The sequence below is a fragment of the Rhizobium sp. 268 genome (genome assembly GCF_036571585.1).
Taxonomy (GTDB): Bacteria; Pseudomonadota; Alphaproteobacteria; order Rhizobiales; family Rhizobiaceae; genus Rhizobium; species Rhizobium redzepovicii.
The window spans coordinates 214,875-237,005 of sequence record NZ_JAPPSO010000001.1 but is presented as its reverse complement, the minus strand read 5'-3'; the positions used below and the strand labels follow the sequence as shown (position 1 = coordinate 237,005).

The 22,131-nt window shown below is 62.2% G+C and carries 25 protein-coding genes, 1 tRNA gene and 1 pseudogene; 13 read left to right on the top strand and 14 right to left on the bottom strand.

Annotation, left to right across the window (positions count from 1 at the left end):
* Window positions 1-184 precede the first annotated feature (184 nt).
* Together OS035_RS01340 and OS035_RS01335 are read right to left on the bottom strand one after the other, a co-directional pair.
* On the bottom strand, window positions 185-1,378 hold the full coding sequence (locus OS035_RS01340) for a TCR/Tet family MFS transporter (RefSeq protein WP_097627311.1): 1,194 nt from the start codon (window positions 1,376-1,378) through the stop codon (window positions 185-187).
* Window positions 1,379-1,705: 327 nt separating this feature from the next.
* Window positions 1,706-1,933: a hypothetical protein gene (locus OS035_RS01335; RefSeq protein WP_331813272.1), complete on the bottom strand. Its 228-nt coding sequence runs from the start codon at window positions 1,931-1,933 to the stop codon at window positions 1,706-1,708.
* A gap of 463 nt (window positions 1,934-2,396) precedes the next feature.
* On the opposite strand from OS035_RS01335, the gene OS035_RS01330 reads away from it, so the two are divergent.
* Window positions 2,397-5,372 carry an NAD(P)-dependent oxidoreductase gene (locus OS035_RS01330; RefSeq protein WP_331813271.1) on the top strand — a complete coding sequence of 992 codons (2,976 nt, stop codon included), beginning with the start codon at window positions 2,397-2,399 and terminating at the stop codon, window positions 5,370-5,372.
* A gap of 287 nt (window positions 5,373-5,659) precedes the next feature.
* On the opposite strand, the gene OS035_RS01325 is transcribed toward OS035_RS01330, so the two are convergent.
* A complete protein-coding gene (locus OS035_RS01325; RefSeq protein ID WP_097627314.1) occupies window positions 5,660-6,067 on the bottom strand; it encodes a hypothetical protein in 408 nt (135 codons plus the stop codon).
* Between the two features lie 265 nt (window positions 6,068-6,332).
* Here OS035_RS01325 and OS035_RS01320 point away from each other — a divergent pair.
* A tRNA-Pro gene (locus OS035_RS01320) sits at window positions 6,333-6,409 on the top strand.
* A 50-nt stretch (window positions 6,410-6,459) separates the two neighbouring features.
* Here OS035_RS01320 and OS035_RS01315 read toward each other — a convergent pair.
* Window positions 6,460-7,071 carry a hypothetical protein gene (locus tag OS035_RS01315; protein ID WP_331813270.1) on the bottom strand — a complete coding sequence of 204 codons (612 nt, stop codon included), beginning with the start codon at window positions 7,069-7,071 and terminating at the stop codon, window positions 6,460-6,462.
* Window positions 7,072-7,189: 118 nt separating this feature from the next.
* Between OS035_RS01315 and OS035_RS01310 the strand changes: the two genes are divergently transcribed.
* On the top strand, window positions 7,190-7,429 hold the full coding sequence (locus tag OS035_RS01310; RefSeq protein WP_088396116.1) for a DUF982 domain-containing protein: 240 nt from the start codon (window positions 7,190-7,192) through the stop codon (window positions 7,427-7,429).
* A 26-nt stretch (window positions 7,430-7,455) separates the two neighbouring features.
* On the opposite strand, the gene OS035_RS01305 is transcribed toward OS035_RS01310, so the two are convergent.
* The 3 genes from OS035_RS01305 to OS035_RS01295 form a co-directional block, all read right to left on the bottom strand.
* Complete coding sequence (locus OS035_RS01305; RefSeq protein WP_097627318.1) at window positions 7,456-7,683, bottom strand: hypothetical protein; 228 nt, start codon at window positions 7,681-7,683, stop codon at window positions 7,456-7,458.
* A gap of 12 nt (window positions 7,684-7,695) precedes the next feature.
* The gene (locus tag OS035_RS01300) at window positions 7,696-7,959 is read right to left on the bottom strand and encodes a hypothetical protein (RefSeq protein WP_097627320.1); all 264 of its coding nucleotides are present in this window, start codon (window positions 7,957-7,959) and stop codon (window positions 7,696-7,698) included.
* Window positions 7,960-8,783: 824 nt separating this feature from the next.
* Window positions 8,784-9,431, bottom strand: coding sequence for a S24 family peptidase (locus OS035_RS01295; protein ID WP_097627752.1), 648 nt, complete (start codon window positions 9,429-9,431; stop codon window positions 8,784-8,786).
* An 82-nt stretch (window positions 9,432-9,513) separates the two neighbouring features.
* On the opposite strand from OS035_RS01295, the gene OS035_RS01290 reads away from it, so the two are divergent.
* The 7 genes from OS035_RS01290 to OS035_RS01260 all read left to right on the top strand — a co-directional run bounded on the left by OS035_RS01290 (window position 9,514) and on the right by OS035_RS01260 (window position 11,979).
* Entirely contained in the window at window positions 9,514-9,750 is a 237-nt protein-coding gene (locus OS035_RS01290; RefSeq protein WP_331813269.1) for a hypothetical protein, read from the top strand.
* A gap of 160 nt (window positions 9,751-9,910) precedes the next feature.
* The gene (locus OS035_RS01285) at window positions 9,911-10,138 is read left to right on the top strand and encodes a sigma-70 family RNA polymerase sigma factor (RefSeq protein ID WP_246699179.1); all 228 of its coding nucleotides are present in this window, start codon (window positions 9,911-9,913) and stop codon (window positions 10,136-10,138) included.
* 23 nt (window positions 10,139-10,161) lie between these two features.
* Window positions 10,162-10,527 (top strand): hypothetical protein, encoded by a 366-nt coding sequence (locus OS035_RS01280; RefSeq protein ID WP_064837306.1) that lies wholly within the window; start codon window positions 10,162-10,164, stop codon window positions 10,525-10,527.
* Window positions 10,493-10,888, top strand: a complete 396-nt coding sequence (locus OS035_RS01275; RefSeq protein ID WP_331813368.1) for a hypothetical protein — start codon at window positions 10,493-10,495, stop codon at window positions 10,886-10,888. The genes OS035_RS01280 and OS035_RS01275 overlap by 35 nt, the downstream gene beginning before the upstream one ends.
* Window positions 10,885-11,178, top strand: a complete 294-nt coding sequence (locus OS035_RS01270; RefSeq protein WP_331813268.1) for a GcrA family cell cycle regulator — start codon at window positions 10,885-10,887, stop codon at window positions 11,176-11,178. Before OS035_RS01275 ends, OS035_RS01270 begins: the two co-directional genes overlap by 4 nt.
* A complete protein-coding gene (locus OS035_RS01265) occupies window positions 11,175-11,372 on the top strand; it encodes a response regulator transcription factor (protein WP_097627345.1) in 198 nt (65 codons plus the stop codon). Before OS035_RS01270 ends, OS035_RS01265 begins: the two co-directional genes overlap by 4 nt.
* A gap of 13 nt (window positions 11,373-11,385) precedes the next feature.
* A complete protein-coding gene (locus OS035_RS01260; protein WP_331813267.1) occupies window positions 11,386-11,979 on the top strand; it encodes a hypothetical protein in 594 nt (197 codons plus the stop codon).
* Between the two features lie 212 nt (window positions 11,980-12,191).
* Here OS035_RS01260 and OS035_RS01255 read toward each other — a convergent pair whose 3' ends face one another.
* The 6 genes from OS035_RS01255 to OS035_RS01230 all read right to left on the bottom strand — a co-directional run bounded on the left by OS035_RS01255 (window position 12,192) and on the right by OS035_RS01230 (window position 15,996).
* On the bottom strand, window positions 12,192-12,428 hold the full coding sequence (locus OS035_RS01255; RefSeq protein WP_027685648.1) for a hypothetical protein: 237 nt from the start codon (window positions 12,426-12,428) through the stop codon (window positions 12,192-12,194).
* A 163-nt stretch (window positions 12,429-12,591) separates the two neighbouring features.
* Window positions 12,592-13,224 (bottom strand): class I SAM-dependent methyltransferase, encoded by a 633-nt coding sequence (locus tag OS035_RS01250; protein ID WP_331813266.1) that lies wholly within the window; start codon window positions 13,222-13,224, stop codon window positions 12,592-12,594.
* A 107-nt stretch (window positions 13,225-13,331) separates the two neighbouring features.
* Window positions 13,332-13,745 carry a nuclear transport factor 2 family protein gene (locus OS035_RS01245; protein ID WP_331813265.1) on the bottom strand — a complete coding sequence of 138 codons (414 nt, stop codon included), beginning with the start codon at window positions 13,743-13,745 and terminating at the stop codon, window positions 13,332-13,334.
* An 85-nt stretch (window positions 13,746-13,830) separates the two neighbouring features.
* Window positions 13,831-14,430 carry an NADPH-dependent F420 reductase gene (locus OS035_RS01240; RefSeq protein WP_310804338.1) on the bottom strand — a complete coding sequence of 200 codons (600 nt, stop codon included), beginning with the start codon at window positions 14,428-14,430 and terminating at the stop codon, window positions 13,831-13,833.
* Between the two features lie 31 nt (window positions 14,431-14,461).
* Window positions 14,462-15,214 (bottom strand): SDR family NAD(P)-dependent oxidoreductase, encoded by a 753-nt coding sequence (locus OS035_RS01235; protein ID WP_331813264.1) that lies wholly within the window; start codon window positions 15,212-15,214, stop codon window positions 14,462-14,464.
* Window positions 15,215-15,261: 47 nt separating this feature from the next.
* On the bottom strand, window positions 15,262-15,996 hold the full coding sequence (locus OS035_RS01230; RefSeq protein ID WP_097627351.1) for an SDR family NAD(P)-dependent oxidoreductase: 735 nt from the start codon (window positions 15,994-15,996) through the stop codon (window positions 15,262-15,264).
* Window positions 15,997-16,224: 228 nt separating this feature from the next.
* Between OS035_RS01230 and OS035_RS01225 the strand changes: the two genes are divergently transcribed.
* A complete protein-coding gene (locus tag OS035_RS01225) occupies window positions 16,225-17,121 on the top strand; it encodes a LysR family transcriptional regulator (protein ID WP_331813263.1) in 897 nt (298 codons plus the stop codon).
* Window positions 17,122-17,237: 116 nt separating this feature from the next.
* Here the strand turns inward: OS035_RS01225 and OS035_RS01220 are convergent, their stop codons facing one another.
* Complete coding sequence (locus tag OS035_RS01220; protein WP_310807000.1) at window positions 17,238-17,795, bottom strand: dihydrofolate reductase family protein; 558 nt, start codon at window positions 17,793-17,795, stop codon at window positions 17,238-17,240.
* A gap of 468 nt (window positions 17,796-18,263) precedes the next feature.
* Between OS035_RS01220 and OS035_RS01215 the strand changes: the two are divergent.
* A pseudogene (locus tag OS035_RS01215) lies at window positions 18,264-19,912 on the top strand (carboxylesterase/lipase family protein).
* Between the two features lie 505 nt (window positions 19,913-20,417).
* Entirely contained in the window at window positions 20,418-22,028 is a 1,611-nt protein-coding gene (locus tag OS035_RS01210) for an arylsulfatase (RefSeq protein WP_331813262.1), read from the top strand.
* Window positions 22,029-22,131 lie beyond the last annotated feature (103 nt).

The following is a 22,131-nucleotide window of genomic DNA, read 5'->3' as shown; positions in this document are numbered from 1 at the left end:
CCACAAGGAGAGAGATCGGCAGGAGGCCAACGCTCGGTCCCACTTTGCCGGTAAGTTGATTCCAAATGGCAATTGTTTGGGGAAGCCCTAACGTCTATCCGATCTCCCCCGTTGTGGGGGAGATGTCCGGCAGGACAGAGGAGGGAGCCCCCGCCACGCGCCAACAGAAGCGCACCACGACCGGCTAACTCACCGCCGCCCGCTCCGTCGTCTCCAGCCGCAACCCCAGTACCAGCGGCACGGCGAGCGCGTAGACGGCGACGACCGATAGCCAGATGGCGCCCGGCCATTCCTCTCGGAAGAGGAAATAGAGGCTGGAAAAGCCGAGCGGCGCGACGATCGAGGCGAGGCTGACGGCTGAGGCCAGCACGCCCTGGAACTGGCCCTGGCTATTTTCATCGACCTGCCGGGTCGCCAGCGACTGCAGCGCCGGCACGCCGATGCCGCCAAGCGCAAAGACCGGCATGATCGCGAAGATCATCCAGCCCTGGCCGGCGAAGGCCATGACGGTGAGCGCGAGTGAGACGGCGGCAACACCCACGAGGATCGCGGCGCGTTCGCCGAGCAGCCGGACCGCCGGCCCCGGCAGCAAGGCCTGGGCAAATGTCTGGCAGATGCCGAAGGCGCCCAGCGAAAGGCCGATCGACAGCCCGTTCCAGTGAAAGGCCTCGCTGCCCCACAGCGCCCAACAGGTGCCGTAGGCCTCGCCGGTGGCGCTGAAGATGAAGAACAGGGTGACGACCGGCAGCAGGCTTTTGACCTCCAGCACCGACCGCAGCGGTTTCAGCGGATTGAGCGCCGCCAGATCGATCGTCTCGCGGCTGCCCGGGCGCGATTCCGGCAGGATGAAGAAGGCAAGCAGCAGGTTGGCGCCATTGAGCACGGCGGCTGCGATAAACGGCAGCCGCAGCCAATGATCGCCGAGCACGCCGCCGAGCACCGGGCCGATGATGAAGCCGAGGCCGAACATGGCGTTGAACAGGCCGAAGCGGCGGGCGCGTTTCTCCTCCGGCGAAATGTCGGTGATATAGGCGGTGGCGACCGAGATATTGGCGCTGGTCAGCCCGGCGATCGCCCGGCCGACGAACAGCAATGCGAGATTGGGCGCAAAGGCGAGGAACAGGTAGTTGACGGCGGCGCCGGCGAGCGAAATCAGCAGCACAGGCCGGCGGCCGAGCCGATCGCTCAGCGCCCCGAGCACCGGCGCGAAGATGAACTGCATCACCGCATAGAGCGCCGTCATCGTGCCGATATACGGTGCGACGTTTTCGGCATGGGTGATATCGCGCAGCAGCGACGGCAGGATCGGGAAAATCAGCCCGATGCCGACGGCATCGAGGACAATGGCGGTAAAGATGACGATAAGGGATCTGGTCATGGGTGCGTTCCGGGTCGACGCAAGCCCGCAGCGCCCACAGAGTGCGCCGATAGCTCACGATGAGGCCTGAGCTATGTCAGGCGATTGGTTTCAGGGAAGTGCTGGCCGAACCATGGCTGATGCGCATGGCTGGCGTGTGCTCGACCACCTGGACGACCCATTCGTCCACCTGTTTACTCCGCCACTGAGCGGATCAAGGGAGGCAGTCGCTTTTCGCGACGGGCAAGACATACGCCGGATGGTTGAGTAGGGCAAGCCTGTTTTTGTGTGGGGGATGGTTGCCGGTGTGAGGTTTTGTGGCGCCGTCGATCAATTCTCTGCCGTGTTTCAAGTGAGACCGACGAGGACCTCCAACAGAATGGAAGGTGAACTCAGAAAGCCTCCCGCCACGAGGCCAACGAAGCCAAGCGCCAGCGCTCCAGCAATTCCGTGGCTCTCCCAGCCGTAATGGGCCCCCAGGGCCGTTGCCGTCATGACGATCGAAAATGTCCACACGATCTTGACCAGTGAAATCAAGCGTCGCCCAATCGTTCGTCTTTCTTCTGCCTCGGCCAAACCAACCTTCTCGAGCGCTTCCCTGCCACATTGAAGCATTGCAATTTTTAGGGGCATCATCAACGGGGCGAAGTATCGAAGGGAAGAGATGGTAAACGCGCGCCCGCACGGTCGCGCGGCACGGCATGCCCTCTCTCCAGCCTCATCCTGGCCGTAGCCCGCAGGGCGGAGCCTCGAAGGCGGGGCTGGCCACCGCAGCCACCCGCCCTCGTCCTTCGAGGCCCCTGCCGGGCACCTCAGGATGAGGGCTGATCGTTGTGCGTGCCGCCTGGAGATCGAAAGACCGGCGGCAGCGGCCCCTGGGGTCGAGATGGGTGGATGGGGGTGGGCTTCGCGGGGATATTATGAACGCCGCACCCCCAATGACGCGTTTCGTCTGTCGTTCGGCGCATATGAGGTTGTCCCGCCGGGGCAGTCGCTTCACCATGAGGCAACTTCAGCTCGGGGAACAGACAGGCAGGCCATGACCGATATCGCGCAGATGCAGGAACAGCGATTGAGCGCCCTTCGACAGACTGCGTCGGGTGCGCCGAAGCTGCCGTCCAACCCGTTCTTCGGCGTCGGGCCGATCACCGATGCGACGACCGATGAAGTGGATAGCCGCCTGCGGCGCATCGCCTTCGACGCCTGGATCGAGAAGACCTATCGCAAGTTCGACGATCGGGGCAACGATATCGGCGGCTTCACCACGGCCGAGATTTCCCGCAGCATGCATCGCGGCTATCCGGCCGACAAGATCCTGACCGACATGATGCGGGCGATCCATCGTTATTTCGGCTTTCCCAAGACCAACCGCATGGCGGTGGGGCTCGGCGGCGGCCATAGCGGGTTCACCGTCTGCATCCAGCACCTGATGAATGCCAACGACGCTGCCCAGCGCGTCTATGTCGATACGCCGCGGCCGGAGAGCGATCCGTCCAAGGCCGCCGGCTTCTTCCGCCAGTCCTGGGCGACACAGCTGATCGAGATGCAGCGCTTCGCCGAAAAGGGTTGCGAAAGCCGCATCCATTTCGCCGCCTCCGAGGGGGTGATCCCGACAGCGGCCGAACTCTCCTCCCTCGGCGTTTCGATCTTCGTCGGCGTCGGCCACGAGACGACGGGGGCGAACGCCTATACCAGCGCCGAAATCCACGAGCTGTTGAACTGGCTCGACGGCGATCCGGCCAACCGTCATGCGGTGTTCGACGCCACTTCGATGCTCGGCGCCATGCCGTGGGAGCCCGAGCTGGTCAGCGCCGTGATGGCGAAGTGCTGCCTGTTCATGCCCTTCCAGAAGGCGATCGGCGGGGTATCAGGCTATTTCGTCGCCTCCTTCACCCCGCATGCCCTGGCGCTGATCGAGAAGAACCAGCAGGATCCGGCCTGGGCGATCCCGCGCCAGTTGAAGATCGCCCCGCCGATCGATCCGCGGCAGCCGTTTTCGGCCAAGCGCTCCGTCGATGCCGGGCCGTTCTTCGATCCGGCCGAAGACCGCATGCTCGGTGGCGTCATCAACACCTACAGCGCGCTCGCCTTTGCCGAGACCACTTTCGGCCTGCTGCAGTCGGAGGCCCGGGTCGGCTCCGTCGTCGAGCTCAACCGCCGCTCCGCCGCCAACCGCGCCGTGATCGACGAGTGGGTCAAGTCGCATCCGCTGCTGTCGCTTGCAGTCGCCGATGCCGAGCGGCGTGGCGCGGCCGTGACGCTGCTGAAGGTCGAGGACGACGGCATCACCGATGCCGGCCTCCATGCCCGCATCATCGCCCGTTCCAAGCAGCTGCTCGGTTATGAGGGCATCACCCATCCGAACGGCGAATACGAGCCGGGCCTCGACGCGGCCCGCTATGTCAACGCCTTCCCCGGCACCCCCGGCGATTACCGCGCCTGGGTCGGCGGCATCCGCGAGCCCGAAGATGTCGTGGCGCTGCTGGAAAATCTTGAATACGCTTATCTCCGCGCCAAGATCGTCGTTCTCGAAGAGGAGCTGGCAAAACACGGCGTCACCTTCGAGGCGCCCGTCAAGACCGATGGCGCCGTGCGCAAGGACGATCCGAACCGCGCCTATACGGTGCTGGTCGCCGATCTTGTGGGCCTGCGCTTCGGCGCCGACAGCGAGCCCGATTACAGCGAGGTCAAGGCCTATATCGAGGAGAAGGGCGGCAGCTTCCATCTCGGCCCGCTCAGTGACCGTTCGGTGCTCGAAAAAGGCCGCATCCACTTCTTCTATCAGCCGAACCTCAGCACCGAGGCGGAGATCCTGCCGCAGACCGACAAGGGCCAGTATGACGCGCTGATCGCGGCGGCGACCTTCATCCCGAAGGCCTCCGTCTTTTCGCTCGGCGGCGTGCGCATCGGCGCCGGCACCGGCAATATGGGCTCGGCTTCCTGGGGCGGCGGCAATGGCGAGGGCGGCAATGCGCCCCTGATGAACACGCCCGGCATCAACAGCCGGGCGACCGCCCAGATGGCTCTCAAGGCGATCCTGAAGGTCGTGCCCGACCTGCCGGTCGACCGGCTTCACCGGATGGTCGCCGGCGGCGATTTCGATACCGGCCGCCAGCTCAAGGATTTCCCGACGGCAAAGCTCGAGGGCCGCAAGCTTGCCGTTCTCGGCTACGGCAATATCGGCCGCGAAGTCGCCAAGCTCGCCAAGGCCTTCGGCATGAAGGTGGCGATCTATGCCCGCGAGCATCACAAGCGCTGGATCGAGGCTGAAGGTTTCGACTATGCCGCAAGCCCGGTGGAAGCGGCCAGCGGCGCCGACGTGCTCTCCGTCCATATCGGCCTCGGCCGTCTCGACGCCTCGACCGGCACCTATTCCAATGCCGGCACCGTCGATGCCAAGGTGCTCGGCGCCATGAAGGACGGCGCGGTGCTGGTCAATTACGACCGCGGCGAAGTCGTCGATCCCTATGCGCTCGATGCGGCACTTTCTTCAGGCAAGATCGCCCATGCGGCGATCGACGCCGATCTCTTCAGGGATGCGGCGACCGGCACGCTCAGCGGCCCGATGCTGCCCTACCTGCCGCTCGAAGAGCGCCACAAGGGCAAGCTCGAACTGCTGCCGCACGCCGCCGCCGACACCGACCACCCCTCGCGGGTGACCGGCGCCAGGCAGGCTGTCGACCAGATCTTCGACGTCATCCGTTTCAAATCCGTCGTCAATCTGAAGGGCGACCTGCCTGAGGGTTACGTCTCCGGCGGCAGCCGCACACCGGCCGGCATCGGCCGGGTGACGAAGCAGGTCGTGGCCGAAGCCGGCGGCAAGGCGAAGCTGCTCGAAGAACTGCGCCAGGCCTCGGAAAAGATCGCCGCCATAACAGGCGCGCTGTCGGCCGTTTCCGATCCGGATCATCGCCAGCGGATCGTCGAGCGTTACACGAGCCTGCTGGTCGAAAATGCCGACCGGCAGCGGGCGCTGCTCGACCAGCTTGGCCTGTATGGGCCGGCGGAGGGGTGAGCTGCAGCGGCGCGGTTCGGGCCAAGCCCAAGACCCCGCCCCAACCCCTCCCCACAAGGGGGAGGAGCCAACGTGCGGCACCGCTTCACTAATCTCCATCGTACCGAACCGTGGGGCGATAACAGCCAGCAAGAACTCGTCTTCTGGCCACCGCCCAACACCACAGCTTAGTTCCTTCCCCTTGTGGGGAGGGTCTTGCGGCGGGCGCATGGAGGATCCGGAGCGGCAGCCCAAAAACAAAACAGGCGGCACATCGGCCGCCTGTTTTCGTGTCTTCGGGTTGCCCGTTACTTCTGTTCCGGCGCCAGGAACTCGGCGCAATAGGACGGACCGTTGACGCCGGGAATGTCGGCGACGGTGCGGATGTCGCGGATCGTGTAATCCGAGCTGGTGGTAATTTCGGCCTGGCAGCGCAGATAGGCGGTGCGGGCGGACGCGATCTGCTTGCCGCGCTTGCCGTCGGCGCCTTCGGCATATTTTGCCGGAATGCGCACGGTCTTGTAGCCGCCGCGCCAGGTATAGACGGTGGTGGCGCCTTCCTCGCGGTCGCTGAGCGGCGGCCCGTAGGCGGCAAAGAAGATGCCGGCCGATTTGCCGACCCAGCGGGCCTCGATCGGATTGCCGGCGGAAGGAATGGTGGTGCATCCGGCAAGCCCAATTGCAAGCCCGGCCGCGGTGATGGTGCGGAGTTTCATCGTGTTGTCCCTGGTCTCTAGCGCAGTGGCTGCGAATCCGCTCTTTGCGCGCGGTTTCGCCTGTCCCGTCGAGCCCTTTAGCGCGGAACCCGGCAAAAGAAAATTGCCCCCGTCGCACTTCCCGACGATTTGCTCCGGGTGTGTCTTTTTGCTGCAGCAGCGCACCGCCGCGCCCTGTCATCAACCCGTCAAAAATTCCACCGGATTTTTGGAATTTGGTGCTTGTGCAACCAGATAGGCTGTTCTATAGAAGCGCCGCTGGTCACGGAGTGTAGCGCAGTCTGGTAGCGCACCACGTTCGGGACGTGGGGGTCGAGTGTTCGAATCACTCCACTCCGACCAGCTAGAAACCCCGCTTCGGCGGGGTTTTTCGTTTCCGCTAAGATCTTGGCTTAGGGAAACGCGGTCGGCAGGCTGTCGTCCAGAATATAGAAGTGTTCGCCGATCTTGCTGACACTGATGAACTCGTCCGCACCGGGATAGAGAGTGACGCATTCCTTCTTTCTCTCCAGACAGAACGTCTGAAGGCGATGTTGCCAGGCTGCGGATTGCGCGCCTTTGGGCAAGGCGATTTCATCGCTCTCATCATAGACGAGCGTCGAGTATGTCTTACGCCTGAACGTATCGTCCCATACGAATGTCCGGAAGCGCTGCTCCGCGCCCGGGAGATCGGCTCGTTTGATCTCTGCCAGATATGCCTGCTTGGTCAGTGCAAATCGAACGCTGTCGGGCGTTATGCCGGCGACGGCGAGAAGATGAAGGCAGACGAGCAGCAGCAGGGGCGTTATCAGCAGAGACAGGACACGTCGCCAGCGCCGCAGTACCAGGTTGAAGCAGAGGGAGCCTGCCATGGCGATCAGCGTTGCGAGGAAGACGAAAAGATCGACCGTCCACCAGTCCCATTGGGGAGCAAGCCAATAAAGCCAATCCTGCCCCAGAAACGGCAACAGCCAGAGAGCATATGTCCACGTAAGCTGGTCGCCACGTTTTTCTGGCTCTGGCACGTCTGGCTACCGGCAAGTTGATTCGCTCAGCGACAATAACATGTGAGATAATCGCCTCAACCGGAACGAGTCCGAACGCCGCTCGTTGAGTCGCGTGTTCTGCGTGAGGGGCTGCATCATGAGCAAGCGACGAAGCTTCAAACCGGTGAAGATCACCATCAATGGCAAGACCAGGACGGTCTATAATGTCGTTCAGGCCGGCAATACCTTGCTGAACGATTGGCCCGAGCAGACGCCGGCGGCCAAGGCTGCCGAGCTGCTTGTGCTCGATGTCTTCAACGATATCGCCGAGCCAGAGCAGGTGCGGCGGGCATTCATAACCGCAGCCAGGGCAAGCGACATCAAGTTCACTTCCTGACCGGCGGCGCTTCAAAAAGCATTCGCTTACTTCCATGACACCTGTTCCTGATTGGCGCGGTCCTGGTTCTTGAACTGTGTCTCCATCCAGGCGGCCGAAATGATCGCGGCGAGGAAGCCGAAGGTGAGGCAGGTGATGGCCTGCTTGCGCCAGGAAATGAAGGTGACCGGCGCCGGGGTGAGGGGCTTTTGCGCGCATTCACCGAGCGGGCAGGCGCAGCCGGAAAAGGCCTTGACGATGCAATCGGCAGACATCTCCGTTCCCCCTCAGGCGTAAAGCTGATCGCGATCGGTCGTGCCCATGATCTCGCGGGCATAGCGGTAATGCTCCTCGACGGAGGCGCGGGCGCCGCGCAGCCAGGAGGGGCCGCGGATTAAATGTTCGGGGCGGCGCAGGAAGGCAAAGCCGAGGGCGCCCATGCGCTGGGCCTCGATCGCCATATAGGCGCTGCAGTCTCCCATCCCCAGCGCGCCATTCCAGCGGGCGTCGCGCCTGCTTTCCACGGTCTCGATATTGCGGATGTGCTGCATCGCCCTGTCCTCTCACGCGCCTCTAATCGGCTCATGAGATTAAGGTATATATAATACCCTAAATCGTCAACCGCAGCAGGTATAAAAAATACCCTACTGATTGACGAGGTACGAATCATAGGCGTATGTCTGTCGCCAGCGATTGGGCGACCGGGTGCAACTCCCGAGCTGACGAAGCCCAGCGGCGCGGGAAGCGAAAGTCCTTAAGTGCGCTGTCAGAAAATCAGGACGAGGGCGAAGCGAATGGCCCCTCTGGCACGTGTCCCATCCCGGCTCCGGCCTTCAGGACCTTGGCCAATGCTCTCCCGGCTTCATGGGCTTTGCTCATGGGGTAGGGGGAAGCTTTGGCCGGAACCCTCCCTCACCAGCCTTCAGAAGCGAAGACAGAGAGATAGAAACAAGATTCTCTTGGAGTCTGATGTTGCGAGAAAAACGGCGGGGCGCAACGAGATCGAAATCGCCGGCGAGGGTGTGACCGGGCCCGGGTCTTGGGGTCGCCGAATTTGGAGTCGTGGGGGAGGGCTGCCAAGGATATTCTCGCAGCCATTCGCTCCATCCCGGCGGTAACGCGGCGGTGCGTGGACGACGTCCGGAGCTTTTGCATTTTTTGATTTCGGAAGAAAGGATGCTCTCGCGATCCTGGTTGCCGGATCGGGGAAATCGAGTGGGATCCTACAGGCCGTACATTTCGCGCGTGGCGCTGAAGGCCAGGAGAAGCGCCGCTAATGTGACGATATGGAACCAGATTCTGCCGGCGCGAGAGGAAGGGAGGATCGTCTTGTTTTCCTTGATAAATATGGCTTGTTCGCAACGAGCATGGATGCCTACATCTCGATGATCGACCGGCGGACGCGGCCGACGATGGTGACGACGCCCTGGAAATCCGGCGGCGGCACGTCCTCATAAGAAGCGGGCTGAAAGGGCGGGTTGTCGTTCGGGCGATAGCGCTTGTAGGTGGCAGCCCCCGTCTCGTCGGCGACGACATAAAGCGCGTTCGGCGCCAGGCGCTTGTCGCGAAGGTTGACGAAGATGATCGAGCCCGGCGGCGAGATCTTGTTCATCGAATTGCCTTCAACCTCGAGCGCGATCCATTCGCCATCAGGCAGATCGAGGGCGGCCACCGTCGGGAATTCCGAAAAGTCGGTGATCGGCGCCTGCTCGCTCAGCTGGCCGGCGCTGACCCAGGAGATCTTCGGCACGTCGGCGACAGAGACCGGCAGCTCATCCGGATCGAGCGCATTGCCGGTGCCGAACTGCAGCCAGTTGAGATTGACCTTGAAGGCGCGGGCGTATTTCTTCGCATCGGCAATTCCGAAGCCGTTGCGGCCGGACTCATGTGCCTTGTAGACATTCGCATTCCAGCCGAACCGGTCGACGATCGCTTTCGGCCCGGCAAAGCCCGCGTTTTTCCGGGCCATGACCAGCCGCTTTGCGCGTTCTTCGCGCTCAAATTGTTCCTGATCTTTCAACATGATATAAAAAATACCCCATTCCAGGGTATATGTCATGCTTTTTTCTGCTTGACGTGCGGGGTATTAAATATACCCTATACGCATGACAAACAACCAAAACATCAACGCCTCCATCCAGGCGACAGTCGATCCATTCCAGCGCGAAAACGCCCGCTACACCGGCTGCCCGAACTGCGGCAAGGCGCTGTCGATCGCCGAGGTGATCGAGCACCATTGCGAAAATTGCGGCCGGCAGACCAGCCCGAAGGAGATGCGGCAGACAGCCGATCGGCCCGGCGCGTCTGCGCTCACCGATCCCGACAGCCTCACGCCTCCCTGACGGCTCTCGGTGGCCGGCGTCGTCGCCCTCCCTCGGCGACGCCGGCAGCTATTTCCGGGCGGCCATCGCCGCCGATGAACTCACATGAAGCAGCTGGCAGCGCCCGCTTCGGCGGCAACGGCCCGCTGCGCCCGAAATGGACAAGAAGGATCATCCCGGCATGAACGCGCTCGAGCTCTTCCGCACCGGCAGGGACTACATCGAAATCGCAGCCATTCTCGGCATGTCGGTGCCTTCGGTGGAAAGCGAGATCCACCGGCTTCGAAGCGCCGAGAGGGGCGATACCGCCCAGCAGGATCATGCCGGCGCGGAGATCCGCCGCTTTCCGCATCGGATTAGGCCGGGCACGCCGGTGAATTTTGCCGGCGGGCAGCGGCGGCAGGTTTGAGCGGCGGGAGAAGGGAAAACGGCATGGCGAAGGACACAATGAGCAAGGACATCATGGACATCCTCAGCCCGGTGCTGGGGGAAGAGCTGGCGGCGGCCGTCATCGAGCATCGCAGGCGCACGCTGAGGAAGCCGCTGACGGCTTACGCCGCCCGCATCCAGGCCAGGGAATATCTGCTGACCGGCGATCCGGCCGGCGCTGCCGAGATGCAGATCTTCCGCGGCTGGCAGGCGATCAAATGCGACTGGTACCTCAAGGAGAAGGCGAGGGAAGCCGGGTCGATCAACAGCAGCACGAGAAGGACGACAGTCGATGCCGCAAGAGATTTCCTCTCCGGTGAAGATCATAGCGGGGATGCTTTCGGGTTTCCCGGCATCATCAGGCACTGATCCCGACATGCAGATCCGCGCCTATCTCCTCGCCATCGACGGCATCCCGCTGGAGGCCGTCTGGCAGGCGGCCAAACTGTTCATTTCAGGCAAGGTCAGGAATCATAACCGCGCCTTCGCACCGAGCTCCGCCAGTTTCGCCGAGCAATGCCGCCGGCAGCAGGCGGCGATTACGGCGCAAAGCCGCCCGCGCGTCGCGCCGGCGCCCGAGCCGCCGCAGCCGAAGGTCGCGGCCTACAAGCTGCAGCTCTTGCGCGACGCCGCGAATGGCAGCCGCAGCGCCAGGCGGGAGCTGGCGGAGATGTTTCCCGACAACCCGATCATTGCACGAGCCACACGACACGAGGAGGCATTGAGGTGAGAAGCCTGTTCTGGACGGAAGACAAGATCGTCAAGGCGCAGAAGCTCTGGCAGCAGGGGCTCTCGGCAAGAGAGATCGCCAACCTGTTCGGCTCGAAGAAGAACACCGTCATCAACATGGCGCACCGCAACCGCGACAGGTTCCCCGCAAGGCAGGTCACCCGGCCGCCGCCCGAGACCCGCGAGGCGCCGGCACCGATCCGCCACCCCGACCGCGTCACGCGGGTGACCTTGTCGGGGGCTGAGGTGACAATGCCGCGCGTGCCCTGCATCGATGGGCCGGCATCATGAGCCAGCCCACCCCGCGCGAAACCGAAATCATCGGCTGGATGGCGGCCGGAAAGACCGCCGCCGAGATCGGCACCATTCTCGGCATCTCCCCCATCACCGTGAATACGCACATCGCCAACGCCAAGGCGAGACTCGGCGTCTTCAAGGATACCGCACTGGTTGCCGCCGCACTGCGCAACGGCATTATTCGATAGAAGGACAATCAACATGGGTGGCAAAGCAGCCAAGGTCAGGACACAGCGGGCAAACAAGGGCGCCGGCCGGCCGCGCAAGGCAAATGTCGAGCGTTTTCCCTGCGGCAAGATCAAGCCGTTCGAGACCGAGAAGGACAATATCAGCGTCGCGCTATCAGCCCGCCGCCGCATCCACGGCTTCGGCCGGACGGTCGACGACGAGACGGTCAAGAGCCCGTTTGCCGGTTATACGCTGGGGCGCATGTTCCTCGACGGCCTGATCACCGCAGCGCAGCGCCAGGCCGGCGACGACTATGCCGAGGCGATCGCCCGCTACCACAAAACCACCGGCATCCCGGCCCCGAGCCCGCGGGCGCAATCGCTCTTTTCCGTCAAGGGCCACGAAGGCGAAGTCACCGAAAGCCTCGCCGACCGCGCCCGCAAGGCCAGCAACCGCATGATGGCGCTGCAGGGCATCCTGCTGCGCTGCCAGGACGGCCCGCAGGTGCGCAGCACCGTCTATAACGTCACGGTGATGGACTACGAACACCTGCGCCAGATGCCGCCGCAGCAATTGCTCTGGCTGCGGCGCGGGTTGATCGCGCTGCGCGGGGCGAGGGGTGGGTGATGATGACGGGGCGAGGGAAGCGAAATTCGCCCACATCCCATCCGCCGTCGCTGTCCTTGCCGCAGAGCTCACTCACCCTCCGTCGTCCTCGGGCTTGCCCGAGGATCCACGCTCGGCCTCCATTAGCAGCGGCCCGGAGACACGGGCGGGAGCGGGGCGAGGGGCATGCTGCGACATCTGTGATTACAGCCGTCTCCCTTCATAGGAAGGCTTCACGAGGCTGAGAATTTCACCATGACACCACGCTGCCGAAAGTAGGCCTCCATCCGCTTCCTGCCAGAACGGTTATTCTGCACGAGCCTGGCCGGGTCGAATACGGCCTCTTTCAAACCCGCCCGCGTCAACGCTGCCTTGAGGGCCGCGATATGCACGTCGATGTCGGCGTTGTCCGCCTGGAGCGACTCATAAATGCGGTTTGTTGCATCTGCTACGGTCGGTTCGCTCACGATTACACTCCTGTTGTCGTCTGGCTGGCCTGACCGTATTGGGGTGAAACCCGTTTACGTCAATGGGTGACAATGGATTGGAACATTTCGTCCACTTTCGAAGACGAACCACCAGAAGCCGCCTCCCGTACGAGAGCCGACCTCATCGTTGGCGAATGGCTCAGTGTTAGATCTTCAAAAATCGATAGGCGAAGCGATCGGTCTCTCCCTTGATCGAGGGATCGAAGACCTTGATCGAGTGCGAATCGTCCTTGTTCGCGAGCAGGGTGCTTTCCGCGTCCAGTACGAAGCCGGCCGCCTCCACCTCCTCGCGAACGGATGCAGGCTCAATCCGATGCAGCGACTGTGCATCGCTCGTGCCCGCCCCGACGGCGGCGGCGTGGTCGACGATGACATAGGACCCGCCGGGCTTCAGCCGCTCGTAGACGGCTCGATTGAAGACGGCGGCCGTCGCGCCCCTGGCCTGGATCAGGGCGGTGTGGAGATCGTGGTAAAACAGATGCAGCCACAGGACATCCGCTGTTTGCGTGACCTCCGGCATCGCCACGAGGTCCGCCGAGACGGCTTCGACGTTCGCTCGGCCCGGTTCCATCGCAAGCGTTCGCATGCGGCCGACCGGATCGTTCTTGAAGTGAGCGACTTCGGCCGGCACGAAGCTGAAGACCCGTCCGTCGGGTCGCACGATGTCGGAGAAGAGGCGGGTCCAGTCACCGTCGCCCGGGTAAACGTCGATGACGGTGGAGCCCGCATCGACCCGTGCGAACCGGATCAATTCGGATAGCTTGGATTGGTCGTACATTGGGATCTCCTTTACGGTTGAGTATTCGACGAGCGCGCGGCGTGCGAGGCTCCGATCCATGGCTCATTCACCTTCGACGCCGGGCAGAGGGCCGCCGTCGGCCAGCGCTACGCCAGCCCTGACGCGTCCATCTGCGCGGCGCGCGCCAGTGCTTGCGTGTCGACGTATTCCCGGATGTTGGTCAGTCTGCCGTCCCGGACCGTGATGGCGAAGACCCAGTCGTCCTCGAACGGCTTGTTCGTGGCCTTGATCGTTCCCTTCGCGAAGCCGACGACCAGGACCCGGTCTCCTTGCGCTACGAACTCCCGGGGTTCCGTGGACGTTTCTATCGACTTGGATGCCGTCTCGAGCAAATCTGCCAGTCCCGCGTGCCCGCGGTGCGTTCCGGCCAGCGGCCAGTCCTTGCCCGGAATGATCCACTCGATCTCTTCGGCGACCAGCGCCAGCAGAGCCTCCCTGTCGCCGTGGCCGATCGCGGCGAAGAAGTCCTTCACGGTCTTGATGTTCTTCTCGATGCTCATGGCATCTTCTCCATTTTCTGCCGATCGGATCGCGCTCGATCCGATCGGGTGCATCGTGTCGCTGCTGATGGGGATATCGTGTTCGTCAGTCGAACTTGACCAGGTCCTTGAAGATCAGCCGGCCCCAACTATTTCCGCGCGCCTGCACAAGCAGTCCGCCTTCAGAAAGCCCGCCAAGTTCGATCGGCGCGAAACCGAGATTTTTCGCGAGCGCACCAATCTCCGCTGCGGCAGCGTCATCGTCGCTCGCCAGGAACACGACTCTCCTGCCACCCTTTACGGCGGGATCCTGGTCAAGGCTGGCAGCGATCAAATGGTTGAAGCCCTTGACCAGTTTCGCACCGGAAAACGCCTGTGCGATGTACCTGGAAGACGGCTGTCCTTCCAGTTCCTCCGGAGGCACGCCGTAGGCATTGGTCACATCGACGATTGTCTTCCCCTGCCAGGTGGGAAGCGTCTTCGCGACCTCCGGGTGCGCCTCGAAACGGACAGCCAAAAAGATGATGTCCGCCTTGACGGCTTCCGCCAATCTCTTGGGAATGATCGTGGGCCCGATCGCGGCTGCGGCGGATGCGAAGCTTTCCGGGTCGCGCGTGGTTGCAACGGAAACTTCGATGCTGTTTCTGGCAAAGGCCCTAGCAATAGCCTGGCCGATATTGCCGAATCCTATAATTGAGTAGCTCATAATGCTTCTCCGATCCTGTGTTGACGCCGGGTCAGACCTGCGCCCAACCACCATCGACGGCGAGATCTATACCGGTGATGTAGGAGCTCTCATCGGAGGCGAGGAACGTGAGCGCAGCCGCGATTTCCTCTGGCTTGCCCCTGCGTCCCATTGGGATCTGTGCAGCAAACTGGGCGACCGCCTCCTCGGCTTGCTCAGCGGTCAGGCCGGTCGTTGTCGCCAAGGCGGGAGTCTCGATCGCGCCGGGGCTCATCGTGTTGACGCGGATATTGCGGTCCTTCAGCTCTTGGGTCCAAGACCGCGAGAAGCTGCGAACAGCCGCCTTGCTCGCTGCGTAAGCGCTGAACGCTGGCAGCCCCATCACATTCGAGACCGAAGAGTTCAGGATAATCGAGCCACCGTCCTTGAAGAGGGGAAGGGCCTTCTGCACCGTAAAGAACAGACCCTTCACATTCACATCGAAGGTCTGGTCAAAATGGGCCTCAGTCGCGGCCGCAAGCGGCGCGACCGTACCTGCGCCCGCGTTTGCGAAGAGAATGTCGATGTGACCATGTTTCTCCTTCACGGTGGCGTAGAGCCGGTCCAGATCTTCCAGGCGCGAGACGTCGCCCACGACTGTCGTCACGTTTTTCCCGATAAGGGCCGCGGCCTCTTGTAAGGCTTTCTCGCGTCGCCCGATAATCACGACCTGCGCACCTTCCTCCACGAAGCGCTTGGCAGTGGCCAATCCGATGCCGCTGCTTCCGCCCGTCATGACTGCTACTTTGCCTTCAAGTTTTTTCATGATGTTCTATCCTTCGTTGTGTTCCTAGAACGCGGGATCGCGTCGGGTCAGAGTTGCGCCAGGCCGCCGTCGACGGCGACTTCGCTGGCTGTCATGAAGCTGCTGTCCGACGACGCGAGAAAGGCGGCCACCGCCCCGATCTCCGCGGGATCGGCCATACGCTGGAGTGGAGTCATCGCGCCGTAGGCCTTCTGGCCTTCCTCACCCAGCGCCTCCTTCGCGAGTTCGGTCGCCGTCGCCCCGGGTGACAGCACGTTGACCCGGATGCCGGTGCCCTTCAGGTCCTCTGCCCAGGTCCGCGCGAGATTGCGTACCGCGGCCTTGCTCGCGCTGTAGGCAGTGAATCCCGGGGCTCCCGTGGTGCCGGCGCTCGATCCCGTCAGGATGATCGAACCGCCTGAGCCCATCAGCGGCAGCGCCTTCTGGACCGTGAAGATCGTGCCCTTCACATTGGTGTCGAAGGTCTCATCAATGTGCTCGGCGGTGATTTTGCCGAGCGGAAGCGGGCTTCCCGCCCCGGCATTGGCGAAGACGATGTCGAGCGCTCCGCGCTCTGCCTTCACCGCGTCGTACAGGCGAACAAGGTCGGCCTCATCCGAGACCGAGCCCTTTACCGCCCGCGCATTGGGCCCGAGCTCCGCCACAGCGGCGTCAAGCGCCTCCTGCCGGCGGCCGAAGATGAAGACGAAGGCCCCCTCGTCGATGAAGCGCTTGGCTGCGGCGCGGCCGATGCCGGTAGCGCCGCCGGTGATCACGGCGGTCTTTCCATTCAGTCTGTTCATGTCATGCGTCCTTCGTTTCGCCGTCACATGTTTTCGGCTGTACGGGGATGTCTCCCGAGAACTCCGATATGGGTTCGTCGAAGTCGGGCGGTGAGTGCGCAATCACGCACATGGGTGGTGCAAAAACGATCCATCCAGATGATCAAGTGCCGCAACACTCGCGCACATTGCGGCTCAGTGTGCTAGAAAGGGCTTCGGAAGCCGCGCCGCGCGGCGCGGGAATGCACCATGATCGACTGGGATGACGTTCGCTACTTTCTTGCCGCCGCGCGCGGAGGCTCAGTGCGGGCTGCCGCCAAGCGCCTCGGGGTGAACCACGCGACGGTGCTGCGACGCATCGCCCAGCTCGAGGAACGCCTCGGGGCGCAGATGTTCGAAAAGCTGCCTTCAGGCTACCGCCTGACGGCTGCGGGCGAGGAGGTCCTCCAGCTCGCGGAGCAGATGGAAGCGTCGTCGCACCAGCTGGAGACGCGCGTCTTCGGTCGCGACCAGAGCGTGCGCGGGCTTCTGCGGGTGACGTTGGCTCCGACCCTTGCGACACACCTGCTGATGCCGGACTTCGCCGATTTTGCGCGTCTGCATCCTGATATCGAGATGGAAATCGCGTCGTCCGGCGAGCTGGCGAATCTGACCAACCGAGAGGCTGACGTCGCGATCCGCGTCGTCTACGACCGCAAAACCCTGCCGCTCAATCTTCACGGCCTGAAGGGGCCGGATATATTCGGCGGTATCTACATGTCCCGCGATCTGCTGGCAGCGTGGCGTGCGGGGGCGCCGGATCCCATCCGATGGATCGTCATAAGCATTCATGGCATCCCGGACTGGGTCCGCGACGGCGAAGTTCGCACCATGGGGGTCCCGTTCAGGACCACGGACGGCGAGGCGCAGATCGTTGCAGTACGGCAGGGGCTCGGGATCACGACACTGCCGTGCTTCGTCGGAGATGCCGATCCCCAGCTGGTGAGGGTGCCGGGCACCGACCTGCACATGTACGGAACGCTCTGGCTTCTCACGCAGGGGGAGACACGCAAGACGAAGCGCGTGCGGCTCTTCACGGAGTTCGTATCCGGCAGGCTCGCCGCCTACGCTCCGCTTCTCACGGGGCTGTCCATATCGCGCGACTGACGCCCGGCAGGTCGCCGGCGGGCATGTCGAGCCGCTTGATGGGAGCCGATAGTCCATAGGTCCCTCCATGCCTTGATGCTGGCGACCACAAACGAGTGACGGCTGGGTCGGCGGGCTCAGCGGCGGACGCGGTAGCGGATGTGCGTGGCCTCGGGTGTATCGATCACCCGAACGATCTCCAACTCGACGCGCGATGGTAAGACTTCGAACATTCGGCGGCCACATCCGAACAAGACTGGAACCTGGTGTATTTGCAGTTCGTCGAGCACGCCAGCTTCCAGCGCCCGTTGCGCCGTATACGCGCCAAGCATCAACACGTCCCGGTCCCCGGCGGCGGCCTTCGCCTGCGCCATTGCGCTCGTGATCCCGTCGCTCACGTATTTGACCAACGGATAATTCGCGACGGATGGCCCGGGCGGCCTGTGACTGGGTACGAAGATCGGGACACCGTGATTGTCACCGCCCCAGTGATCGACCTGCTCCACGGTTCGCCGACCCGCCAGAATCGCACCTGGCGCGTTCCATTCGTCCCACAATTCTCCGACCGGTCCGGTCGGTCGGGAAAAATCCCCGTACCACTCGTGCAACCGCATAAAGTCGTCGCCGCCGGGATTGCCCACTTCATCGTTGGGCCCCGCGATATACCCGTCCAGTGACATGGACATGAAGAGCACTGATGCAGACACTTTTATCTCCTTTGGTCTTTTCCAAACTGGGCGGTGGGAATTCTCTCTGCGGGTGGGCTATTGATGCAAAAGCTCGTTCAGGCAAGCCGAGAGCGCGGGCGGACAGTCTCGATGTTCCCAAGGACGCTCGAGCGACGCTGACGCCGACATCCCGAATACGATTTAGGTACTGCCCTATCTCACAGGGGACCGAACCATGCTCGAGCCGACTGGGTTGGCGCCAAGCGCGGTGAAATCAGCGCACTGCTCGTCGGAGAACTCGTAACGATCCTGGCCTGGGCGAACGATCAAGACCAGCGGCGGGAAGCCCCTGGCATATTTCCCTGGTCGTTCGGGGAAGGCGTGTCGGTGCGTGTAGGCTCAGGGCCTGGGATGACCGAGGGTGGGCGTGTGTTTTCGCTAAACTCCCCGCCGATCGAGCCGAAACCCGCCGTGGAGCAATAGCGCACTTTAGCGATGCCTGATGAACCCTTTCCGTTGCCGTTCTGTGGGAGTATTTTGATCGCACTCAACTTGGCGCTGGAGAGTGCAGTGTTTGTAGACGGCCGTCGCACGTTTCTGCTCTTTTTGGCCATCGCATTCTGTCAGATGGCGTTCGCGCCGCGATCAGGGGCGGCCGACGACACCGTGACGATCGACGGCGGAATGCTGAAGGGTGAGAGGTCGGGCACGGTCGTCAGCTTCAAGGGCATACCCTATGCGGCGCCGCCGGTTGGTGATCTGCGATGGCGCAATCCGCGGCCAGCGGAGACATGGAGCGGTATTAGGGATGCCCGCAATTTCGGTCCGTCCTGCATGCAGAGCGACGACCTGCCGAAGTCAGAGGATTGTCTGACCCTCAATGTCTGGACACCCGTCAAGCGTCCCCGCACACCGCTGCCGGTGATGGTCTGGATTTACGGCGGCGCTCTTGCCCATGGAAACACCCCCCAATATCCTGGTGGCCAGCTGGCCGCCCGGAAAGTTGTGTTCGTCAGCATGAATTACCGCATGGGCCGACTGGGTTATTTTGCCCATCCGGCGCTGATGAAGGAATCCCCTGACGAGCCCGTCGGCAACTATGGTTACATGGACCAGCTTGCCGCCCTGAAATGGGTCCAGCAGAATATCGAAGCCTTCGGCGGCGATCCGAAGAAAGTGACGATCTTCGGAGAGTCGGCCGGTGGCGGCTCGGTGATGGCGCACATGATATCGCCACTGTCACGCGGGCTGTTCCGGGGCGCCATTCTACAGTCACCGGGTCTGCCGACCGCGCGTGCGCAGAGCACGCCCTTGTCACCTTTGGAAGAAGCAGAGAAAATCGCGTTGGACTATGCGGCTTCTCTGGGAATCAATGGCAGCGATGCCGAGGCTCTCGCGGCCTTCGGGCGCTGCCTGCGGAAAAGCTGACCGAAGGTGCATCGGCACAAGAGGTGCTTGTGGGAATGTCGACAGGCAAGCCTGTCATCGGCATCTCAGGCGCGATCATTGACGGACGGTTTTTGCTCGAAACGCCGGAAGCGGCTTTTGCGGCGGGCCGTCAAGCGCCGGTTCCGGTCATCGTCGGGGCAAATGATCGAGATCTCGGCATCGGTGAGGCCGCGACGAAAGACGATCTCTTCGCGCTCTTCGGGAAGCATGCCGCCGAAGCCCGCAGACTCTACGATCCCAGCGGCCAACAGACCCTCGATGAGCTGAAGCAGCAGGTTCTGGCCGACAAGACGCTTGTCGAACCATCCCGCCACCTCGCTGACGAGATAGCCCGCACCGGCCAGCCGACATGGTGGTATCGTTTCTCCTATGTCGCCGAGGCCTTGCGCAACGATCCGATGTGGAAAGGCACTCTGCACGGCTTCGAAATTCCGTATACGCTCGCCATTCCAAACGCACTGGTGAAAGACAAGGTGACACCTGCCGACTGGGCCATGGCCACATTGGCAAGCGAATACTGGCTCGAATTTGCAAGGAGCGGTGACCCCAATGGCGGCTCACGGCCAAAATGGCCCCAGCACAACCCGGCCGTCGACAGGGTCATCGACTTCAGCAATCACGGCGCAATGGTCGGAGCCGATCCGCTGAAGCCGAGGCTCGACCTCTGGCAAAGGCATTGGGAGGAGACGAAATGACGGGGGCGGCACCTGTCGCCTGATGTGTTGCCTTACCCATTGCGGGAACTGCCGAATAACACAAGCCCCCTTTGTCATTGCAATCTTCCTGGGAAGACCGGATGTCGCGATTGACGGAAGCCCGATCTCCGCTGAATTGCGCTTGGCAGCTTTGGGGCGACAGGCGGCAGCCGGGTCGGTCGGATTGGGCCAGAAGCAGACGTCCTATTCCCGCTGGGCTGTCTCGCATAGGCTGAGAATCTCGCCTAGTCGCTGAGCTAAAGTTGTGCGATATTCAAAGCGGGATCGAACTCTGTCTACCGCAGCTCTTTGCAAGACAATCTGCCGATGCCGGCAAACACAGCCGTCCTTGACGCTGATCCCATCTGCACTAGCAGGCATGATCGCCCCTTCGGCGCATAATACATAGCCACGAACAACTTTCAGCCTACCGCATTGCACGCACCTTAGCACCGTTCAAACCGGTGCCTTAACGGGCGCGCAAAACTCAGGAGGAGGAGTCATTATGAGCTATACAAAAAACCTCTGTTTCGGATTACTGGCTTCGGCATTTGCTGTCACGTTAAGTGCACCGGCAATCGCTCAGAACCAAACGCCGAAACCAAACATCGTCGTCATCATGGGCGACGACGTTGGCATCTGGAATATCGGGGCCTACAATCGCGGTATGATGGCGGGCCGCACGCCAAATCTCGACAAGCTTGCGGCCGATGGCATGCTCTTTACCGACTACTACGCCGAGGCGAGTTGCACGGCAGGCCGTGCGAACTTCATCACCGGCGAGTTGCCGGTCCGCACGGGCATGACCACGGTGGGCCAGGCGGGTTCTCCGATCGGTCTGCCGGCGGCTGCCCCCACGCTCGCGACCGTGCTCAAGTCGATGGGCTATGCCACTGGGCAATTCGGCAAGAACCATCTCGGTGACCTGAACGAGTTCCTGCCGACCGTTCACGGTTTCGATGAGTTCTTCGGTTATCTCTACCACCTCGATGCGATGGAAGACCCTGCGCACCCTGGTTATCCGCAGGACCAACTGAACGTCGTCGGGCCACGCAACATGGTCCATTCCTGGGCGACAGAGGTGGATGATCCGACAGAAATGCCGCGCTGGGGCAAGGTGGGGAAACAACGGATCGAGGATGCCGGCACGCTCTATCCTGAGCGCATGAAGACCGTTGACGACGAAATCCAGTCCCTCTCTTTCAGGTTCATCGAAAAGGCCAAGGCGGAGGGAAAGCCGTTCTTCCTGTGGCTCAACCCGACCCGCATGCACATCGTAACGCATCTCTCGGAGAAGTATGAAAATATGCGCAACTCGGAGAATGGATGGACCATTCACGAGGCTGGCATGGCGCAACTTGATGACATCGTGGGCGCTACGATGCAAAAGCTCAAGGATATGGGCGTAGACGACAACACCATCGTCATGTTCACCACCGACAACGGAACCGAGAACTTTACCTGGCCTGATGGCGGGCAGACGCCGTTCTATGGCGGGAAGGGCACGACCTTTGAGGGCGGCTTTCGCGCACCGGCAATGATCCGCTGGCCTGGACATGTCCCGGCCGGCTCAATCGGCAACGGCTTGATTTCGGGCCTCGACTGGTTCCCGACTTTCACCGCGGCCGCAGGCAATGCCAATATTGCCGTGGAACTTAAGGCCGGAAAGGAAATGAACGGGCAGAAGTACAAAGTGTACCTCGACGGTTATGACCAAACGAGCATGATCACCGGGTCGGGTCCGTCGAACCGCCACGAAATCTGGTATTTCGCCGAAAGTGCTCTCGGCGCTGCCCGCGTCGAAGACTACAAATATACCTTCAAGGAACAGCCTGGCGGCTGGCTCGGTGACACAGTGACATTGGGTGCGCCAACCATCGTCAATCTACGTCTGGACCCGTTCGAGCGGACAGCGTTTTACAAGGGGAACACCGGCTCCCTCGAATATTTCGAATGGTATAAATTCGAGTTCTGGCGCTTCGTGCTTGTACAGCAGCGGGTAGAACAATTGGCGAAATCCGCCGTCGAATTCCCACCCATGCAGGCTGGTGCGAGCTTCGGGTTAAGTGCCGTCAAGGCGCAGATTGCCGAAGCCATGAGGAAGCAAGCGCAATAGGCAGTCCTGCATTTCGAAGGGCAGCTCGCAGGGGCTGCCCACTTTCGTGGCTAAGCCGCAAGACTGCGGTCCCGGCCGTAACAGCAAGCTCTTCTCATCCACG

Excerpts from the sequence above, each read along its gene's own strand:
- OS035_RS01330 (WP_331813271.1), top strand. The coding sequence starts at position 2,397 with ATGACCGATATCGCGCAGATGCAGGAACAGCGATTGAGCGCCCTTCGA.
- OS035_RS01240 (WP_310804338.1), bottom strand. The coding sequence starts at position 14,430 with ATGAGCTACTCAATTATAGGATTCGGCAATATCGGCCAGGCTATTGCT.
- OS035_RS01310 (WP_088396116.1), top strand. The coding sequence starts at position 7,190 with ATGAGCAAGCGACGAAGCTTCAAACCGGTGAAGATCACCATCAATGGC.
- OS035_RS01235 (WP_331813264.1), bottom strand. The coding sequence starts at position 15,214 with ATGAAAAAACTTGAAGGCAAAGTAGCAGTCATGACGGGCGGAAGCAGC.
- OS035_RS01210 (WP_331813262.1), top strand. The coding sequence starts at position 20,418 with ATGAGCTATACAAAAAACCTCTGTTTCGGATTACTGGCTTCGGCATTT.
- OS035_RS01305 (WP_097627318.1), bottom strand. The coding sequence starts at position 7,683 with ATGTCTGCCGATTGCATCGTCAAGGCCTTTTCCGGCTGCGCCTGCCCG.
- OS035_RS01285 (WP_246699179.1), top strand. The coding sequence starts at position 9,911 with ATGAACGCGCTCGAGCTCTTCCGCACCGGCAGGGACTACATCGAAATC.
- OS035_RS01260 (WP_331813267.1), top strand. The coding sequence starts at position 11,386 with ATGGGTGGCAAAGCAGCCAAGGTCAGGACACAGCGGGCAAACAAGGGC.
- OS035_RS01265 (WP_097627345.1), top strand. The coding sequence starts at position 11,175 with ATGAGCCAGCCCACCCCGCGCGAAACCGAAATCATCGGCTGGATGGCG.
- OS035_RS01230 (WP_097627351.1), bottom strand. The coding sequence starts at position 15,996 with ATGAACAGACTGAATGGAAAGACCGCCGTGATCACCGGCGGCGCTACC.
- OS035_RS01340 (WP_097627311.1), bottom strand. The coding sequence starts at position 1,378 with ATGACCAGATCCCTTATCGTCATCTTTACCGCCATTGTCCTCGATGCC.
- OS035_RS01290 (WP_331813269.1), top strand. The coding sequence starts at position 9,514 with ATGACAAACAACCAAAACATCAACGCCTCCATCCAGGCGACAGTCGAT.
- OS035_RS01250 (WP_331813266.1), bottom strand. The coding sequence starts at position 13,224 with ATGTACGACCAATCCAAGCTATCCGAATTGATCCGGTTCGCACGGGTC.
- OS035_RS01275 (WP_331813368.1), top strand. The coding sequence starts at position 10,493 with ATGCTTTCGGGTTTCCCGGCATCATCAGGCACTGATCCCGACATGCAG.
- OS035_RS01245 (WP_331813265.1), bottom strand. The coding sequence starts at position 13,745 with ATGAGCATCGAGAAGAACATCAAGACCGTGAAGGACTTCTTCGCCGCG.
- OS035_RS01225 (WP_331813263.1), top strand. The coding sequence starts at position 16,225 with ATGATCGACTGGGATGACGTTCGCTACTTTCTTGCCGCCGCGCGCGGA.
- OS035_RS01300 (WP_097627320.1), bottom strand. The coding sequence starts at position 7,959 with ATGCAGCACATCCGCAATATCGAGACCGTGGAAAGCAGGCGCGACGCC.
- OS035_RS01325 (WP_097627314.1), bottom strand. The coding sequence starts at position 6,067 with ATGAAACTCCGCACCATCACCGCGGCCGGGCTTGCAATTGGGCTTGCC.
- OS035_RS01280 (WP_064837306.1), top strand. The coding sequence starts at position 10,162 with ATGGCGAAGGACACAATGAGCAAGGACATCATGGACATCCTCAGCCCG.
- OS035_RS01295 (WP_097627752.1), bottom strand. The coding sequence starts at position 9,431 with ATGTTGAAAGATCAGGAACAATTTGAGCGCGAAGAACGCGCAAAGCGG.